This window comes from Chryseobacterium viscerum (assembly GCF_002899945.2).
GTDB lineage: Bacteria > Bacteroidota > Bacteroidia > Flavobacteriales > Weeksellaceae > Chryseobacterium > Chryseobacterium viscerum.
The window spans coordinates 35,657-54,248 of sequence record NZ_PPEG02000013.1 but is presented as its reverse complement, the minus strand read 5'-3'; the positions used below and the strand labels follow the sequence as shown (position 1 = coordinate 54,248).

At 34.9% G+C, this 18,592-nt stretch carries 14 protein-coding genes; 5 read left to right on the top strand and 9 right to left on the bottom strand.

The window, feature by feature from the left end; translation table 11 throughout:
* Positions 1-5 precede the first annotated feature (5 nt).
* A complete protein-coding gene (locus tag C1634_RS24445) occupies positions 6-143 on the top strand; it encodes a hypothetical protein (protein ID WP_103231192.1) in 138 nt (45 codons plus the stop codon).
* A 35-nt stretch (positions 144-178) separates the two neighbouring features.
* Complete coding sequence (locus C1634_RS24440) at positions 179-1,024, top strand: hypothetical protein (protein ID WP_109739294.1); 846 nt, start codon at positions 179-181, stop codon at positions 1,022-1,024.
* A gap of 22 nt (positions 1,025-1,046) precedes the next feature.
* Here C1634_RS24440 and C1634_RS24435 read toward each other — a convergent pair whose 3' ends face one another.
* The 9 genes from C1634_RS24435 to C1634_RS24395 all read right to left on the bottom strand — a co-directional run bounded on the left by C1634_RS24435 (position 1,047) and on the right by C1634_RS24395 (position 11,013).
* Positions 1,047-1,445 carry a hypothetical protein gene (locus tag C1634_RS24435; RefSeq protein ID WP_103231194.1) on the bottom strand — a complete coding sequence of 133 codons (399 nt, stop codon included), beginning with the start codon at positions 1,443-1,445 and terminating at the stop codon, positions 1,047-1,049.
* A gap of 71 nt (positions 1,446-1,516) precedes the next feature.
* Positions 1,517-1,948: a RidA family protein gene (locus C1634_RS24430; protein WP_103231195.1), complete on the bottom strand. Its 432-nt coding sequence runs from the start codon at positions 1,946-1,948 to the stop codon at positions 1,517-1,519.
* A 1,018-nt stretch (positions 1,949-2,966) separates the two neighbouring features.
* A complete protein-coding gene (locus C1634_RS24425; RefSeq protein WP_103231196.1) occupies positions 2,967-3,584 on the bottom strand; it encodes an NADAR family protein in 618 nt (205 codons plus the stop codon).
* Positions 3,585-3,608: 24 nt separating this feature from the next.
* Positions 3,609-4,652, bottom strand: a complete 1,044-nt coding sequence (locus tag C1634_RS24420; protein WP_103231197.1) for a phosphoribosyltransferase-like protein — start codon at positions 4,650-4,652, stop codon at positions 3,609-3,611.
* A gap of 97 nt (positions 4,653-4,749) precedes the next feature.
* Positions 4,750-5,835, bottom strand: coding sequence for a phosphoribosyltransferase-like protein (locus tag C1634_RS24415; protein WP_103231198.1), 1,086 nt, complete (start codon positions 5,833-5,835; stop codon positions 4,750-4,752).
* Between the two features lie 302 nt (positions 5,836-6,137).
* On the bottom strand, positions 6,138-8,114 hold the full coding sequence (locus tag C1634_RS24410; RefSeq protein ID WP_103231199.1) for a DUF262 domain-containing protein: 1,977 nt from the start codon (positions 8,112-8,114) through the stop codon (positions 6,138-6,140).
* A 3-nt stretch (positions 8,115-8,117) separates the two neighbouring features.
* Positions 8,118-9,806, bottom strand: a complete 1,689-nt coding sequence (locus C1634_RS24405; protein WP_103231200.1) for a DUF262 domain-containing protein — start codon at positions 9,804-9,806, stop codon at positions 8,118-8,120.
* 294 nt (positions 9,807-10,100) lie between these two features.
* The gene (locus C1634_RS24400; protein ID WP_103231201.1) at positions 10,101-10,457 is read right to left on the bottom strand and encodes a hypothetical protein; all 357 of its coding nucleotides are present in this window, start codon (positions 10,455-10,457) and stop codon (positions 10,101-10,103) included.
* 247 nt (positions 10,458-10,704) lie between these two features.
* Positions 10,705-11,013, bottom strand: a complete 309-nt coding sequence (locus C1634_RS24395) for a hypothetical protein (protein WP_123921567.1) — start codon at positions 11,011-11,013, stop codon at positions 10,705-10,707.
* A gap of 634 nt (positions 11,014-11,647) precedes the next feature.
* Here C1634_RS24395 and C1634_RS24390 point away from each other — a divergent pair.
* From C1634_RS24390 to C1634_RS24380, 3 genes are read left to right on the top strand one after another with little or no spacing between them, the layout of a single operon-like run.
* Positions 11,648-14,641: a SusC/RagA family TonB-linked outer membrane protein gene (locus C1634_RS24390; protein WP_103231203.1), complete on the top strand. Its 2,994-nt coding sequence runs from the start codon at positions 11,648-11,650 to the stop codon at positions 14,639-14,641.
* A gap of 16 nt (positions 14,642-14,657) precedes the next feature.
* Entirely contained in the window at positions 14,658-16,049 is a 1,392-nt protein-coding gene (locus C1634_RS24385; RefSeq protein ID WP_103231204.1) for a RagB/SusD family nutrient uptake outer membrane protein, read from the top strand.
* Positions 16,039-18,579, top strand: coding sequence for an alpha/beta hydrolase family protein (locus C1634_RS24380; RefSeq protein WP_103231205.1), 2,541 nt, complete (start codon positions 16,039-16,041; stop codon positions 18,577-18,579). Before C1634_RS24385 ends, C1634_RS24380 begins: the two co-directional genes overlap by 11 nt.
* Positions 18,580-18,592: the final 13 nt, after the last annotated feature.

Below are 18,592 nucleotides of genomic sequence, written 5' to 3'. Positions count from 1 at the left end.
AAATTATGTCAAAGAAACCAATGACCAAAGAGGATGCTGCTAGAATTCAGTCAGCAGAAGCCAAGAAATCAGGAGGCGCAGTCAAGAAGGATAGTTTTGCGGCAAGAGCGACCAGCTCGGCCAGTAAAAATTCTAAAAAGTAATTGAAAAAGGGTTTATCTTTAGGTAAACCTTTTTTATGTATCAGCTACTTCTGGAAAAATTGGATGCCAACAGTCATTCAATGGATGATCCGAAATTTAACCATTACAGCTCGGAGCTGTACAATATATTTTTAGAAGGGGAGTGGAAGACCTTCCGCCCCATTTTTCCTGAAAGTTTCAGGCAACTGCAACACGATCTGAATGCTGCCTTTAATCACATGGAAAATTCCGTACCTGACAACTCTATTGATATAAGCTTAGATATGAAACATCTTTCTGCAATCATAGAGCAGTATGACAATTTAAAAACAATTCTATCAAACTATCATCAATATGCCAGTCTTTTTATACAGATGATCCTCTTTCAGAAAATCTGCCTATTAGGCATCATATCTATACAGAATAAAAAATTGACGTATCAATCACAAGATGTTCTCAATTTCCTGGATAAGAAGATCCGATTCAGTCAGAGCTTTATCGCTAAAGAATGGGAAGTTGACAATGATACGCTGTCCAAATGGTTTGAAATTCAGTATGGCACCAATATTTTTGCCAACAGAAAAAAAATTAAACTCTCCGAATACATTTCGATCTTTAAAGATCTTTTTATCCTTGAAGAGCATATGACTGATAGCACATCTGGCCACTTGATCGAAGCTGATCTTATGGATTTTTACAATTCACTGGCATTAAAAGGCAAGACTTATAGTAAGAAAGATATTATCGAAGAATGCTTTAATCCTGAAGAAAAACTATCGACGCATCAATATGAGCAGGCTAGAATTGCGCTTGAAAAAAGATTCTCTTTTTATTCGCACGTCAATAAATATCCTGTATCTATAGCTTTTCAAATGATATCAGAACTAAAAAAGATTTGCTAATTATCATTTTCTACTTGCAGAATTAAGGTTTTCCGGATCTTTTTTTGATTTCCAACATATGAGTTTCCCAGTCCGTATATTCCAGTTCTGATCTCAATTTCTCAATATAATCAACTCCGTCCTGTGTCAATCTACCTACAAAATCCAGCTGTTCAAATTTTACTTTTTTTAATAGAAAAGCAGGTACGAAATAAGATTCCGGATAATCCGCAGATTTGCCATAGCCAATTTCGTGACCAGGTTCAAAATGATTCTCTTCAAAACGCTTATTGTCGTACATCGGATTATCAGAGCAGGTGATCATAATACCATTAATATCAATTCCCGAGTCCTCCCAAAATACAAACGAATGATTAAAAGATTTTTTATGATAATCTTTTTGGAACTCTTTCTTTAGTCTGTAAATTTCACCTCTTTTCATATGTATTAGCTTTAGTGTCCTTGTTGGTTAATTTTAGCTTTCGTATAAAATGATTTAACTGCCTAAGTAAACTACTTTGGTAAGTGTGCAACCAATTCCACTTCCAATTTAGAATCCGGCATATATAATCTTTGCACCTGTACCCAAGTTGCCGCTGGAAAATCATTATTGTAGAATTTCTTGCGAACATTATTGTATTTTTTCATTGCCTCGATGTCTGTAGTGTATAAGTTTTCCTTCACGACGTTATCAAACGTAGCTCCATAGTTTGCCAGCACAGCTTTTAAATTATTGTAAACGGAAGTGATTCCTTCAGGTGTAATATTATTCGTCACAACACCGGAAATATAGATAACATTATCCACTTTGACAGCCTGAGCATATCCAGCGTTGCTATCCTGTGTTTTACTATTCCAATGCCATTTCTCTTTGTGGATTTTATTCTCTTGTGAAAACACGTTGCAGAAAGCCAAAAAAAAGCTGATCATTAAGATATTTCGCATAATTTATATTTCCGTTGAAGTTAAGCATATATATTTGGAATGTTACAAAAAAAGCAGCCCTAAAGCTGCTAATTCCATTCATCCTTTGTTAATCTCCCTTCTCATGTTCATGAGGTTTTAGTTTTGGATGTTTAGGTTGATTTGGAGGTGTGACTCTCCTTCTTTTGTCGGGCTCGCCATCTGGTTTTTTCGGTTTAGGTCCCGGCTTGATTGCTTCGATCGTGCTCATAGCAAAAAGAATTGGTTAATACTTATTGATGATATCAAAACAGATTAATATCAGCCTCAAAAGTAAACCTGTATTTTATAAATTCTTTACGGAAAACCGTATTGAATTTTGTTATACGTAAAATAAGATGTTCTGCAATCAACAATTTATAATAGCATTACCTTCTTCTCGGAGTACTTCTGGTAAGTGGTCTAACATAGGTACCATCCTTTCGGGTATAGCCCTTGACACTTACCGATCCTCCGGAACTCGATCCTGAATTATAGCTGGAACCTGAGTTAACTGTTGGAGAAGTATATGATGATGTCTTGGTAGAGTTGCTGTATGTTGAATGCTGAGGATTATTAGCCCATCCACAATAATTTCCCCATTTGATCTTCCTATTATAATTTTTTCTGTTGGGTTTGGATGATAAATATACCTTTGTGCCTTTAGGAATAACTGTGGTATAAGTTTCGCTGTTACTGCTGGAATAGAGTGGTGTGTCTTCCTGTAGCAGGACAGTTTAATAATTTGTACAGGAAATTAAAGAGAATATTAATAAAAGATAAAGTAATGATTTTTTAATTGTAAATAATTTTTATATCTACAAATCTAAAACTACTTCAAATTAATTTATTACGGTTTTCCGTATTCAAGAAAATTTTAAAATTACATTTCTTTTAAATTTTCAGTCAACCTCTCTTTCTCTCCACTCTCTGCAGTTGAAAATCTCAACGGAGGTATTTGATATTGAGCCAAAATCTGATTCTTCATAAAATCTCTTTCTGCTTGCTTGATTTCTTTTATCTAGTGAGCGTAAATATCATCTAAATCTTTAATGAAATAATTATCATTATGTACCTCTTTGATTGGATTATCAAATAGCAAAAAAGCTTTAATTTCAGGTTCAAGAATTATACTTTCTTTTGTCAAAGCAGAAGACTTGATCTTCTCCCGTAGCTGCATAAGAAGTCTTCCCAGTGCATTTTGCCCTTGAAGTAAATTGGGATTTATGGGTTTAGCTCCCCAGATATCATCCTTTTTAGAAAACTCAACAATAGTTTTGTCACCGGTACTTAATAACAATTTAGAAAATGTATCAAAATTCTGTATCAGTTTTACCTCAAGACACCATTTCATGACTTTGAATTTAACGCTGTCCCAATCCTGTCGGCTGTATTTTTGATATTTTCTACTGACAGCTTTTGCGTCCATTGGATTCTTAGTTTCAATAATTTCATTTTGAATCAATGGAAACAATGGAAATTTACAAGCTTGGTAAAGAATTTCGGAACTTTGAATATTGACCTCGTTAATGAACAGAGAATATCCCGGAGCCATATTAGAAAGGCCTCCAAACTTGTTCTCAGTTTTTGCAAAACTTAAGATTTCTTTAGTATTGTATTCTCTAATGCTCGGATTCATAGTGCTAAATTAAACATTTTTTATTTATCCTCTATTGGTTACGGGAAAAAGTGGTTTCCACTGATGCCCCGGAACCTCCCACCAATATACCAACGGGCAATTATTAGGGATATTCCTCCATGTGAAAAAATGTGTTCCCAAACCAAAAATCTTATAGGCCGGATTAATGAGTCCTAGTGGTCTCAGATTAGGTTTGATCACACCCTCTATTCCGTTAATAATATCAATACCTGCTTCGGTGATAACATCTTCATATTTGATCCTGTTGTTCGGGTTGGTAAAAAAGGTCTCCTCTGCCGGGTTCGTTCTGCTTCTGTATGCATAATCCTCATATTTCGTTGCCGAAAGGCTCTCCAAGTAACTGTTGATCTTGATATTACTGCCCTTGACAGGTTTGGCAATATTCAGTTTTTGGTCAGCAAATTTTGCGTGGTTTTCAATATCATAGTTAGAGTACCAGTTGATCTTTTTACTTACTTTGTCTCCAAAAGTTTTAATGATTCTAAAATTCTGAAAAGAAAATCCCCATTGGTGCAGGCCAAAAACACTTATTGATAACGTGATCTCGCTCAGGGAAACTTTATCCGCGAAAGTTCTATCTTGGCTATCCTTCTGTCCTAAAAATTCTAATATATGTCGTCCGATTGTACTTCCTGAAGCTAAAATGTCATCGAAGTAGATATAATGTTTTTTAGGGAATGTAAGATAATCTCTGTAGGATACAGAATATTGTTCATCAAGTATTTCGTCCAGCAACTCCAAGATAGCCGGCTGACTTTTATGAGACTGCTGAAGATCCAAAAATTCAGTATCCATTAAAAACTGTGTCACGTTGGAGTAGCCATATAGTCTCAAGTATTTTCCAAGATGGCTCTTAACATGTTTTTTAGCCTTTTCACGAGAGATATACACTTCCGAAATGAAATTGTCAAGTTCCGTCAGTACCAGGGTACTGTTATCTGCAAATTGCTCTGCCCAATCCAAAATCTTTTCTGGAGTGATTTCAATCTTATCATGATTCCGATAGTCTTTTACAACTTCATAAATTCGATCAGCCAGCTCTTGCATAAATGGATTTCTTTTATTCAAAAATAATGAAAAAATGGTAGATCCCCAAGCTAGTATATTATCTACTTACTTATTTTACATAAATGGATTTTTATTTTCAATCAAAATCTGATGCGGCGCTATTATTTCTTATTGCAGGAAATAATGGATACCAATCATTATGTCCCCACCAGAATACCAGAGGGCAAGTATTTGAAACATTTCTCCAAGTAAAAAAATGTGTCCCGGTCCCTAATGTCATGTTGCTAGGATTTGTCATTCCCAGTGGCCTTAGACTATCAGCAGAAATGTGATCAATCGATTTCATTATCGCGAAGCCTTTGTCAAGCAGTATATTTTCATATCGTATCCTGTTTACAGCAGATGAAAAAAAAGTTTCCTCTTTTGGAAATTCAGGATTTCTAAATGCAAACTTCTCATTTCTGTAACCGTGCTCATTATTTAGTTCATCTTCTATAAACTTCAAAACCTCATGACCAATGGCAGACTCAAGAGGATATATGTGATTAAATTTAGGATTTGGATTGAACCAGTTTATATTAGGATTATTTTCTATCTCAGATACGTGATAAAATTTAATTCTACCATTAATCTTTGTCTCCAATTTCTGTTCGATCGTGAAAGGAACATTAGCAGATGCCCATGTATGTAGGATTACAAACGAGGCTATAATTTTAATATCGCTATTTAAAAATTCTTCTTTTCCATATCTATTTATTTCTTCCAGTAGGTCTTCCCTAAAAGTTCCGCCAGAAGCCAATACATCATCGGCATAATACCACTGTTTCACATTCCCGGTACCGCAGTCCGATAGAGATCTGCCATATTTATCGTTAAGAACTTCATCAATGAAGCCCAAAAATATGGTCTGACTTTTTCCTGCCGGCTGACAATCTAAAAACTTTGTTTCATCAAAAAAAAGATTGATGTCCTTATAGCCGTAATCTTTGCTGATAATATCGAATGCTGTTGATATAACTTTCAGAGTATGTTCTTTGCTCAAATATGACTTAGGGATCACATGCAGCAGCTCGTCCACGAGAAATTCCCTGTCTGATTCCTCGAACTGTTCAAGCCATTTATTGAAATGTTCAGCATTCAGCTCAGTGCGGTAGGCACGACCCATATCTTCCGTTCGATAGTTTCCTATTACAGAAATTATTTTGTCAATCTTTTCTCTCATCTGTCCTTGTTTATTTATTATAACAAAGTCAAAAATATGAATGTATAACTTTTTAATAATCAGTATAAATACTGAATTTTTAGATTGATGTGATCAGCTCTTCATCTTAATATATCTTGAGGTAAAATACATTGCAGATTTTCATATAAAATTGTAAATCTGGATTAGGTACTGTCAATGTATTCATAAAATATAAAATGAACTCTTCCAAATGTGTGGAAGAGCTCATTTTATAGATAATTGTATTTATATAAGAGATAGCAATCATTTAAAATAAAGGCGTTATGAATAGTTAAATCCTGTTATTCTATTTTGACACATCCATTTAAATCTCTAGGTCTTTTACTTTTAAGCAGATAGCAAAATTCTTCATTATCTGGAATTCCAATATAGTTACTATCATTATCATCTAATAACTCATTTTCTTTGATAAGGCGTTTTTTCCAATTGGGGAATGTGTCTGGGAACGTAAATTTTTCAAGCAACTGCTTTAAATCTTCGTCAATCAAATTTAAAATCAAGGCTTTTATGTAATCTTTAAATTCAGAATTAATTATATATTCTATTTCTCTGAAATTGTCAATAATTCTTCTTTTATTACATTGGGCAACATTCCAGTAAGACCACCAATAATTATAAAATGAGTACTCGTTATCTACATTTGTTGCTAAAAGTGCTCTTCTTAAGTCATTATTTAAGAACTCATCGGACTGAAAATATTGTAGGACAACATTTTTTATTTGTGTTAAGAATACTTCATTCATACTAGATGGATTCCCATCATAATTAATACAGTAAAAAATAAAGGAAATTCTACCTCTTAATAAGTCTGTATCTTCAAATTGATATAAAACAGTTTTTAAATTTGGTCTCTCTTGAAATATTTTTGCCTTAATTCTCTCTTCTTCAATTTGTTCTTTGGCAAATGTAGAATTGATTGTAAAACTTGAGTTACTAAGGTTTTTGTAGATATCGTCGCATCCATTTGCCAGTTCATTAATCAGAAAGACAACTCCATCAAATGTCTGCGGACTTCTGATTATATCAGGTCTTTTTCCACTTTTTTCAATATCACCTCGAGAAACTATATTCCTAACAACTCTCATCCATTCAGAGTACTTTTCAATATTATATTCGTTACACCTCCTAAAATATTCTATCTGCGCGAATAGTAGCACCTTGTGTGTATACGAGGAACCTTTGCTATCGTTTACAATTTTTGAAATAAAACCCTCGACAACAGAATGTCTAAAAAACGGAATTTTAAGTTCAAATTTTTTAATTGCTTCGTAGTTGACCGACAACAAGTTGAGAATTTCTTTGATGTATTCAAAATCTTTTTTGTTCATCCATTGTGAAGTAAGATTATTGGAATCAGCCTGCAAGTTTGAGATGATATGAATTCTTTCTTCTGTTTCTTTATCTCTCAAAATAGATTGCCTTATCATTAAAATTGTTGAAAATAAATTCAACATAGCAGAATCAATATTGTTATTCTGCCTGAAATTATTCCAAAAGAAATCTGTCCAAATTGTATCAATTTTGTATTCAAACTTCTCAATATAGTTTATATTTTCCTCCCAATTTTCATCGTTTATTTTTTTCTCTAGTGTAGCTTTAAAATTTTCAAATGTTGTTAAAAGCTTACCTCTGGCATTCATTTTGATATATAGGTCATCTGATAATCCAATATTTTCGAGATTTACAAAATAAAATTTTATCAATGAGTCTTTATTGGATAGTTTCTGCCACAAATCTTCTATGTCGTTAAACATTTTATGAATATCATCGATTGTTCTTAGCATAGCTTCAATCGTAGGATCTTTTTTCCAAGATAGATAAAACCACGGTGAATTAATGATTTGATCACTAGGTCTTATGTCTTTATCAAGTTCTATATCGTTAGTTACTAACGACTGGCAAAAATTTCTTGAAGAAATTCTCGTTTCGTACGTAAATTTCGATAACAACGATGCAACATCATCAGCTATTGTCCTTGACGCATACCAATGTAATAAGAACAATGTCGTCAAACGTTGTTGTCCGTCTAATGGCTGAAAAGTATTATTATCTACAACACTTCCGTAAACAAAATCTAACATGAGATTTTCTTCATTCAGCAAACTTTCATGGAGTGCCTTCAAAAATAAATATCTTATTTTTTGTTTATCCTGTCTGCCTTGTGCATAATCTCGTTGGATGATTGGAATTTCTATTGAGTACATGTTTATTAAATCAACAAAACTCAAAATCTGTCCTTGGTACTGTACTTCTTCCATGTATTAGCTTAAATAATTTTCTAGAATATTGTGTAGGTCTTTTTCGTAATTATCCCTATCGTCTCGAGTCCAAAATGTCATTTTTGGAGGATATTCGCTAAAATATTTTAGAAAAACATTTTTTGTGCAAACAGGTATAAAAACTCCTTGTTTGTCTCTGTCAATAATTGTTTTTCTTTTTACTGGAAATAAAGCATTTTTGTAACCTCTGTTAGTAGCTGAATCTAATAGTGTTAAATTTGATATATCATTTATATCATCATCATCTCCCATTTTTTGATTAAAGTAATCAATAATTTTATAGTATAATTCAGAAAATGCTTTTTCGTTAGCTTCATCTTCTGGGGACCATTTGTTAATATTATTTTTTAATTCTAAACTAATGGCATCATCATCTTCAATAAACATATTTGCATCCACTAACCACTGATTTCTATTATGTTCAGGAATTTTTTCTTTAATTGACGCAATGTGTTCTATATCCCAATTTTCATTTTTGAACAAATCGAAAGGAAAATACGCATTATCTTTTTCGCTATTCAACATTGTTAATATATTGTATAGTAAAAGGGTTTTTTTTACATTTTTCGAGTCAGCATATTGGAGTTCGCTTATTTCAATGTTTCTAAAATCATCCTTGATTTTCTCATCTATATAATCTTTGAAGCGCGATTTTGTATAGCTATCAGATTCTTCGTATAAATCTTTAATATCAATCAATTCGCTACTTATTAGGTAACCAATTTTATGATATAAATCTCTTTCATTATACCATTCACTAAATCTTTGATAGTACCTCTTAATTTCTTCCCAATTAGCTACAAGTTCTTCGTGATTACCTTTACTGAACTTTTTGTTAAAAAATCTAAAAGTCGAATATGGATCATTTATATCTTTTTCAGTATTCATTAAATCAAAAATAAATTCTATGCGATTTGAGGATTTTTGCTTTTGGTTAAGAAAAAACCAAAATTTATTGTCTTGCAAAGAAAATTCAATATTATCCCACTCCGTAGCAATCTCAAGTTGACGCAATCTTAACTTATTTTCATTATTGTTGAAATTGGAACTATTTAAAAATAGAGCTTTTATTAGTTCAGCATTAGTCAATGGTATTTTACCTATATTAATTCTAGTAAATATCGATATTGCATCTTCCTCATTACTCAGATACCAGATTATTTTAGAATTAAACTTTAGTTTAGAACGAAAAGCACCTTTGTCAAAATTGTCAGTTTGGTTTTCGAACCAATCACATATGGTCTTGTATGCAGTAGATATATAAAAGAAATCTATATTTGAATTGTCAATACTTTGTTCTGTTAAAGTTTTTAAAAATTCCCCAGAACCTTCTCTAGTTTTATAAACAATCTCAAATAATTTATCCCGCCTATTTTCAACAAAATCCTGATTCAAATAATATAAGATCAGGTATATAGTCGTTAATCTTTGTTGACCATCGATTACCTCAAAACTATCTTCGTTTATATTCTTTAAGACAACTGGTTGTAAACAGTACCACGTTTTATCTTCAAGATTTTCATCTATTAGTCTTGGAACAAAATCGTTTATATCATTTAGTAACTCTGTTACTTCTTTACTTCCCCATTTATATCCCCTTTGGTATGATGGAATATGAAAAGTAAATTTTTGAATTTCATTTATAGTTTTAAGTTCTAAAATATTTTGCATTTATTATGTTTTTAATATTACACAGTTCTCCTATTTAAAATCTTTATCTAACAGACATCAAACTCTTAAAAAAAAATAGTAAACTCATTAGAGACTATTATTTTTTCAGTACCAGCATATTTACAAAAACACAATAAATCTACGGCGGATATATTTATCAAAATATCAGGATTATTTAATATGTCTAAAAAAAAGCGATTCTGCCAAAAACTTTTAAGTAGGAAATAAAATCACAAGAAATATGTAGTTCTCAATAATGTTCGAAATATAACTTATAAAATTATTAAATAGGTGTCAATTATTTATATTATTTAGATTTGTGCCTTCATAAATTTCATTAATATCTAAAAGCAAATTTGAGTTTCTTGGATAAAAGTTGTCAATTTGCCCTCTAAGCGCAAAAAAGTCAAGATGTGCTCGGAGAGTTTCTTCTTTTATAATATCCCAACTCCAAGGCGTTACTGAAATTATACTCTGGCTATCGTTAATCCAATTATTGGTTTTTTGAAATTCGAGTCTTGTTGTAACTTGGTCAAAAATTTTATTGTCCGATCGTCTAATTACAAAAGACGTAATTACCATAAATTGCGAATCATTATTATCAATTTCGAAAGCGCAATAATAATGCTTCTTGAATTCTTGTATTGTCATTAGTTTTTTCTTAATTCAATAAATATACAAAGTTTTAACACATAAACTTAATTATCGTCCCTAAATTATAAATTTAATGAAAATAGAGGGTATTTGAGTAAAAATCACTAAATACCATAAACAGAAGAAGTTCTTGATCAATGTTCCGAGCGTTACTACAAAGAAATTACTAAATAATAAGTAAATCCTGACTATGTCAGGATTTTGAGTATAAAATATTTTAATAAAAAATTTCCTGTGAGAACACCTAAGGATGCTCTTGCAAGTAAATTTGTATTTCCTTCTCTGAAATATTATCAAATTCTTTACTGAAATCAGTCATTGTAAAACCCATTCCTTCAACTATGCTAATTAAGGTCACAGCCTTTGGAGATGTATGTCCGTTTAATGTATCATTGATTGTCGCTTTGCGTAGTAAAGCATTTGAAGCAACTCCGTGATAGCTGTACACAATTTTATTACCCCTAATTTCTTTTTGTAGTTTTTTACCGTTCTCCAAAAGTTTTTTCAAGGACAAAATTATTTTAATCTTGTAAATAGTTTCTTCAGTATTCACAACTGCAATTAACAATTTCAAAAAAAAAATATCGTTACGCTATGGCGTACCGATATTTTTTGTATATTTGAATTTATAGTTAACAGCCAAAATTTGTTAACTTTGCGATACTTCAAAGAATATTAGAAGCTATTGCTTAGAATCTTGTATTAGAAAACTGGTAATTTTTAGGAAACAAGAGGATAAGTATTAAGCTCACGACCTAGGCGTGAGCTCTCTTATCTGTTTCCAAGGTATACCAGTACCCCTAATACGGATAATGTAGAGTTTCACGCTGTTTTTTCAATGCTGTTCGCCCTGCCTCTATATTACAATCTAAGCCCGCTTCCTAAAACATAGTATCAGATTATACGATACAATAGGAAGGTACAACCTATTGCGGCTTTCAATAGCTCACACGGGACACAGATTTCATTCATATTAAATACTTTCCGGTGCCTTGCGGTCACTGCTTTAGATCCTCACCAGTCCTTTTTCATACCAAAAGGCATCAGGAAAGTTTTTATCCATCGATGAAGCCATCACATTAATTACAAAAATAAAAAACAAAAAAGCCCCTTCCCATACAGTTTGACGACATAGGGAAAGAGCCGATCAGTAATTAATTTAACGATTAAAAACCTTTTACAAATCTATGAAAAATTCCTATTACAAGATAGGAGGTATTTTCTTTGGCCTTATGCTGAGCACAGTCAGCACCAATATAAAAGCCCAAACACGCACCATTTCCGGTACCGTTACCGCATTCAACAAACCCCTTTCAGGAGTAAGCATCTCCCAAGAAGGCAGCGATCAGGTAACGACCACCAGCGAAAACGGAACCTACACACTAAAGGTTTCAGCAGAAAATCCCATCCTATTGTTCAGACATCCTGATTATGCTGAAGAACGAATTACAGCCACCAATCAGACCGTCGTCAATATCAGCTTAGAACAAAAAGTAAAGGGAATCGAAGAAGTTATTCTCAACGCCGGCTACTACAAGGTTAAAGACAAAGAAAGAACCGGTAGTATCGCCAAAGTTTCAGCAAAAGACATAGAAAATCAACCCGTGACCAATGTCCTGTCAGCAGCACAGGGTAGAATGGCAGGGGTAAGCATCACGCAGAATTCAGGCACGCCGGGTGGTGGCTTTGATGTTCAGATCAGGGGAAAGAACAGTCTGCGGTCAGCAGGAAACGCACCTCTGTATGTTTTGGATGGGATACCGGTTGGAGGAGAAATGGCCTCCCAGTTCTCAGCGCAAATACTTCCTGCGAGCAGTATCAACCCACTGAACAGCATTAATCCCAACGATATTGAAAGTCTTGAGATCTTAAAGGATGCAGATGCTACGGCAATCTACGGATCAAGAGGTGCCAACGGCGTTATCCTGATCACTACAAAGAAAGGGAAATCGGGAAAACTAAGTCTTCATTTCGGGACTGCTTATTCTGTGAGTTCGGTAATTAATAAGCTAAAGATGCTGAATACCGCAGATTACACCCATATGCGTACAACGGCTTATCAAAATGACGGCATCGCAAACTATCCGCCCAATGCATATGACATCAACGGGATTTGGGATTTAAACAGGAATACAGATTGGGGAAAAACTCTGATCGGCAATACCGCAGATGCTTTTAATTCACATCTTTCATTAAGTGGCGGAAATGAAAGAACCAGTTTTTTAGTAAGCTACGCCCACAGCGAACAGTCAACCGTTTTTTCACCGGAATATAAATACAAAACCAATAATCTTTCCAGCAGCCTTAAACATACTTCTTCTGATAACCGTTTTCAGCTGAATGTATCCAATAGGTTCTCTACGCAGAATAATAATGTGGTTAGTGAAGATATTACCAAAAGATCACTGTTGCTGTCACCCAATGCACCTCAGCTTTATGGTGAAAACGGAAACATCAATTGGGAAAACAATACATTCAATAACCCGATTGCGATCTATACAACGACCTATTCCAATCAGAATATCCAGTTTCTCAATAATATCAATGCACAATATGAACTGTTGGATGATCTTGTATTACAATTAAATGGAGGTATTAATTATCAATCTTTTGACGAGCGGTCCTTAAAACCTAATACCATGTACAATCCGGCAACGGTACAAGGGCAATCCAGTGCGTATTCCCAGTCCTCTAAAAATAACCAGGACCGGTTTTCATTTATTCTTGAACCCCAGCTGAACTGGCAATTTAAGAAAAACAAGCACAAGCTTGATGTACTGGTAGGTACCACTTTCCAACGAGAAACCAATGAACAGGGTTCTGTGATCGGGGTTGGGTTTGAAAGTAATGTATTCCTTGAAAACATCGGCGCAGCACAGACTAAAATTATTTCAGATCAGATCAGGACAGAATACAGGTATGCTGCTTTCTATGGAAGGCTGAATTATCAGTTTGCGGGGAAATATATTTTAAATATGACCGGCAGGAGGGACGGAAGCAGCCGTTTCGGACCGAACAATAAATTTGCCAACTTTGGTGCGTTGGGTGCCGCATGGATATTTTCGGAGGAAAATTTTCTGAAAGGTAAAAAATGGCTGAGCTTTGGGAAACTGCGTTCCAGTATTGGAAGTGCCGGCAGTGACAACATTGGGGATTATGGATATCTGGATACCTATACTGTATCATCTTCAACCTACAACACAAGTACAGGTCTAAATCCTTCACGCCTCTATAATCCAAGCTACAGTTGGGAAAAAACAGTGAAGGCAGAGGCCGCTTTGGAATTGGGATTTTTAAAGAACAGGATCAATCTTGTAGCGGCCTGGTATCGGAATCGATCGTCAAATCAATTGGTCGGATATCAACTGCCTGCTACCACAGGATTTTCAAGTGTTTTGGCGAACCTTGATGCCACGGTGGAAAATTCAGGGTGGGAATTCGAACTGAATATTAAACCGTTAGCTGGAAAGGATCTTCAGTGGGAAATGGGTTTCAACATCAGCTTCCCGAAAAATAAACTGATCTCGTTTCCGGGTCTCGAAGGTTCGACCTATGCCAACAGCTATATTATTGGTCAGCCGACGTCGATTGTAAAGTTGTATCAGTATGAAGGGATCAATCCAGCTACGGGGATCTATCAGTTTATGGATTTTAACGGCGACGGCAAAATTTCAAGCCCTAATGACAGGCAGTCTGTTGCCAATATTGGCGTGCAGTATTTCGGAGGCTGGACTAATTCGCTGCGCTATAAAAATTGGAACCTGTCCTTTATGTTTCAGTTTGTCAAACAGAAAAACTGGAATTACAATAACATCATGCCGATTCCGGGATCGATGAACAATCAGCCGTCGGAAGTACTGAATGTATGGTCGTTGGAAAATCCACAGGGTTACTATATGCCATACTCGTCAGGAAGCAATGGCGTAAAAAATCAGGCACAGGTATTTTTTACAGGCAGTACTGCTTCGGTCTCTGATGCCTCTTTTATCAGATTGAAAAACATAGAACTCGGTTATCAGCTTCCTTTAGACAACAGCATCTTTAAAAGCGTTAAAGTTTACTTTCAGGGACAGAACTTATTGACGTTCACTGACTATTTCGGAATAGACCCAGAGTTTAGAACTATCGGTTATCTGCCACCGCTTAAAACGTATTCTTTAGGAATTCTGGTCTCATTATAACTTAAAATCATTAAAAATGAAAAATTCTAAAACTTATAGCAAACAGCATACGATGATTAATCTGGGACTGGTCATCATACTATTTTTTTCAAGCTTGGCGTGCGAACAGTTGCTTGAGGTGGAGGTTCCTTCAAATCAGATCGGAAAAGATGAGGTGTTTAAAGATGTCCAGACGGCTAATGCGGCATTGGCAGGTCTCTACGCAGGTCTGCGTGACAAATCATTTATTGCAGGGAATGTAGCAGGACCATTGTTGGGTATTTACACCGATGACCTTATCAGCTATGCTCTTACAGACACCGATGGGACTTTCGCTCTTTACAACAATCAGCAGATTGATACCAATACCTCAGTTTTTACCTTATGGTCAAATTCTTACCAGCATATCTATGCTGCGAATGCAATCATAGAAGGGGTCACGAATTCATCTTTTAGTGCTGCTGATAAAAACAGGATAAAAGGGGAAGCATTACTGGTTAGGTCTATGCAGTTGTTTTATCTCCAGCAGCTTTTCGGCGATATCCCTTATCCCTTAAGCACGGATTATACCATTAACCAGTCATTGCCAAAGGTCAATGCGAACGAGGTCTTGTTAAAATTAGAAACTGACCTTTTCGAATGCACCAATCTCTTAGCCGATGATTATAAAAATAGCGAAAGAATATACCCCAACCGTAAGGTTGCCCAGCTCATGCTGGCAAAAACATATATGCTTGAGCAAAAATGGGCACAGGCTGAAGAGTTGTTGAAGAAAATTGTGGTAAGCCCACTCTATATTTTTCAAAATGATATCACGAAAGTGTTCACAAAGTCCTCAGCTCATATCCTCTGGCAACTAAAGCCTCAGAATAGCACAGATCCTACAAGGGAAGCACTATTGTACTATTTTTCAGGAATTGCCCCTAGTTCTTATGCCTTATCTCCAAGTCTTATCAGTTCATTTGCTCCCAATGACCTTCGGAAGCAGAACTGGACTGTGATGGTCAATTTTAATGGTAATTCGTGGTATAGGGCAGAGAAATATAAAAATAGAACCAACAACAGCACGGAATATTCCGTTGTATTTCGATTGGAAGAAGTCTATTTGTTGCTGGCTGAAACATTGGCACAGCAAAATAAATCAACTGAAGCATTATCGTACATAAACCCCACAAGACAAAGAGCAGGGCTAAATGTGTTGCAACCACCGATCGCTCAAAATGATCTGTTGAATCATATATTGCTTGAAAGCCGAAAGGAATTTTTTGCTGAAATGGGACACCGTTTTCTGGATTTAAAGAGAGCAGGAAAGCTATCGGAACTTTCGGTAGTAAAACCTAATTGGAATAGCTTTCACAGTTTGTGGCCACTTCCCCAAAAAGAACTGTTGCTCAATCCTAACCTTAATCCTCAGAATAATGGATACTAAGATTTGGAGATGGTTCTTTCTAGGTATGATATTAATTGAAATATCCTGCTTTGCAGCGGTGAAGAAAGACTCGCTAAAAGCTGATGCAAAATTCTATACTATCAGTTTACTGAAAGCATCGGAAAGCGGGCATTGGTTAGTAGCGAGCAAAATGTATAAGAACAATAATGACACGGTTGTGGTTTTGGGAACCCAAAAATTTTATTCTAAATCAGTTGTGGCAAACTTTACAAAAATGAACCAATTTTCTTTTTTGCAAGGAGACAGGCTGTTGGCTTCCGGAAATGGAATGGCGGTCCTTTATGATCTTAAAACCGGAAGGCGGGAAAAATGTGATGTTACTTTTCAGGGAACAAAAAAAGATATTAAAGAAAGCGGGATGATCAATGATGGAAAGGAGTATTATTTGTTGACTAATGACGGTATTTTGAATATATATAATTCGGCAAATGCACTGACTTATCAAATTGATAGTGTAAATGGTCTGAAGATCAATAATGTCAAATCCCAGCTGTTTATCATTAAAAATTTAGATGTAGGAGAAAAAATCATTCAGTATTCAAATGGCAGGCTTACCGATATTTACAGGACTTCAAACCTGATCAGACAATCTGAATTCAGCTATTCCGGAAATTTTCTTTTGCTAAAGGAAGAGATTATTGAACAAAACACACCAAGAGCCGGACTTCAAAAGATTGTTTTTATGAATGTTGAAAATGGGACGGTGGAATTTCCCGACATTCCCGCTCTTGACCGGAAAGATTTTGTACGCTTTACAGAAATTCAGGACGGAAAGGCAATGATGGTTACCGCTATAGAACATATTCCTGTTTCTGAAAAAACAGTGGATATATGGTATGGAAATGATGGAAATCTGGAAGAGAAACAATATGGTAAATTTAAGTATAGGCACTGGATTTGGAAAGCCTCTGATCAATCCACATACCTCATACCGAAGGATCGGTTTTCAGTTCATTTCAGTTTAGATAACCCTGATTATTTCATAGCCTTTAATGGGGATGAGCTTCAGAATTATAATACGCTGTTTCCTATGATTAATGCTTACCTGTATGACAGGAAGAATAATCACTACCGTAACCTTGGTGTGATGTATCCTGAAATCATAACCTCTTCCAACGGAGAATATTTTCTATACAGGAACAAAGAAGATTTTTGGACCTTGGTTCATCTTGAAAATTCATTTACAAAACAACTACCGAAAAAAGGTCTGCGAAGGCCTAGGTTTAGCAGCGACAGTCAGTCCGTTATTTTTGAAAATGATACCAGTCTTTGGCAGTATAATATTTTAGAAGATGAAATGACAGAGGTGGATTATAGCACGGACTACCAATTAAAAATGGTGACAAAACGTGACAAGAACCTTTATCCTCAATCGGGATATGAGTTCTTCAGCAGGAATATAGATCTTACTAATCCTATTTTTGTAATGGCTAGCAAAAAAGGGAGTCCGGAGCAGATATTTTTGAACTGGAAAGACGGGAAACTTGAAAAAATCCTACATGTTGCTGATTCTAACATTAAATGGGCAGAGCTCAATAATTCGCAAGATTATTACTTTTATATTGAAGAAAGCCTCCATATTCCACCAAGAATTATGTATAGAGATAGAAAAAGAAGGGAGGCGAAAATTATTTTCGAAAGTAATAAACACGACCATAGCTCTTCCTTGATACGAAGGGATATAAAGGAATACAAAAGTTCTACCGGACAGATTTTGAAAGGTATTTTATATTATCCGATAGGCTATCACAAAAATAAAAAATATCCAATGGTAGTTCATATTTATGAAATACAGAGTAAAAATGCCAATCAATATCTATCGCCTTTAAACAGTTTCCCAATCGGATTTTCCATCAGAAAATTATTGGAGGAAGGTTATTTTGTGTATTTACCAGACATTGTCAATGATTCGAAAGAAGTGGGATATTCAGCTTTACATTGTGTCAACAAAGCAATGGATGCGGTCAAACAAACTCCCGGTATCAATATGGAGCAAGTAGGTTTGATAGGACACTCCTTTGGAGGTTACCAAACCAATTTTATCGCCACTCACTCTGATCGGTTCAAGGCTTATGTTTCCGGTGCCGGAGCTGCTGATATCATAAGGATGTATTTTTCATATAATTATACGTCACTAGGTCCCTTTTATTGGCAGTTTGAAGAAGGTCAATACAAAATGCATGCTTCCTTTGCGAACGACAAAAAATTATTTACTGATAATAATCCGATACAAAATGTTGAGAATGTTAATGCACCTATATTATTGTGGACAGGAAAAAATGATCAGCGCATTGTATGGGATCAGACGATGGAATTTTACATTGGTCTTAAGAAAAATAATAAAGAAGTTATTGCATTATTTTATCCCGGTCAGGCTCACAGTTTTACAGCGGGTTCTAAAGCAGAAATGGATTTGGCTTTGAAAATATTAAATTGGTGGGATTATTTTTTGAAAGGAAACGAAAATTTTCCCTGGATACAAAAACAAATAAAGAAGGATGCTAAATAGCATCCTTCAATGG

Excerpts from the sequence above, each read along its gene's own strand:
- C1634_RS24410 (WP_103231199.1), bottom strand. The coding sequence starts at position 8,114 with ATGGAAGAAGTACAGTACCAAGGACAGATTTTGAGTTTTGTTGATTTA.
- C1634_RS24435 (WP_103231194.1), bottom strand. The coding sequence starts at position 1,445 with ATGAAAAGAGGTGAAATTTACAGACTAAAGAAAGAGTTCCAAAAAGAT.
- C1634_RS24385 (WP_103231204.1), top strand. The coding sequence starts at position 14,658 with ATGAAAAATTCTAAAACTTATAGCAAACAGCATACGATGATTAATCTG.
- C1634_RS24430 (WP_103231195.1), bottom strand. The coding sequence starts at position 1,948 with ATGCGAAATATCTTAATGATCAGCTTTTTTTTGGCTTTCTGCAACGTG.
- C1634_RS24380 (WP_103231205.1), top strand. The coding sequence starts at position 16,039 with ATGGATACTAAGATTTGGAGATGGTTCTTTCTAGGTATGATATTAATT.
- C1634_RS24445 (WP_103231192.1), top strand. The coding sequence starts at position 6 with ATGTCAAAGAAACCAATGACCAAAGAGGATGCTGCTAGAATTCAGTCA.
- C1634_RS24415 (WP_103231198.1), bottom strand. The coding sequence starts at position 5,835 with ATGAGAGAAAAGATTGACAAAATAATTTCTGTAATAGGAAACTATCGA.
- C1634_RS24400 (WP_103231201.1), bottom strand. The coding sequence starts at position 10,457 with ATGACAATACAAGAATTCAAGAAGCATTATTATTGCGCTTTCGAAATT.
- C1634_RS24440 (WP_109739294.1), top strand. The coding sequence starts at position 179 with ATGTATCAGCTACTTCTGGAAAAATTGGATGCCAACAGTCATTCAATG.
- C1634_RS24425 (WP_103231196.1), bottom strand. The coding sequence starts at position 3,584 with ATGAATCCGAGCATTAGAGAATACAATACTAAAGAAATCTTAAGTTTT.
- C1634_RS24420 (WP_103231197.1), bottom strand. The coding sequence starts at position 4,652 with ATGCAAGAGCTGGCTGATCGAATTTATGAAGTTGTAAAAGACTATCGG.
- C1634_RS24405 (WP_103231200.1), bottom strand. The coding sequence starts at position 9,806 with ATGCAAAATATTTTAGAACTTAAAACTATAAATGAAATTCAAAAATTT.
- C1634_RS24390 (WP_103231203.1), top strand. The coding sequence starts at position 11,648 with ATGAAAAATTCCTATTACAAGATAGGAGGTATTTTCTTTGGCCTTATG.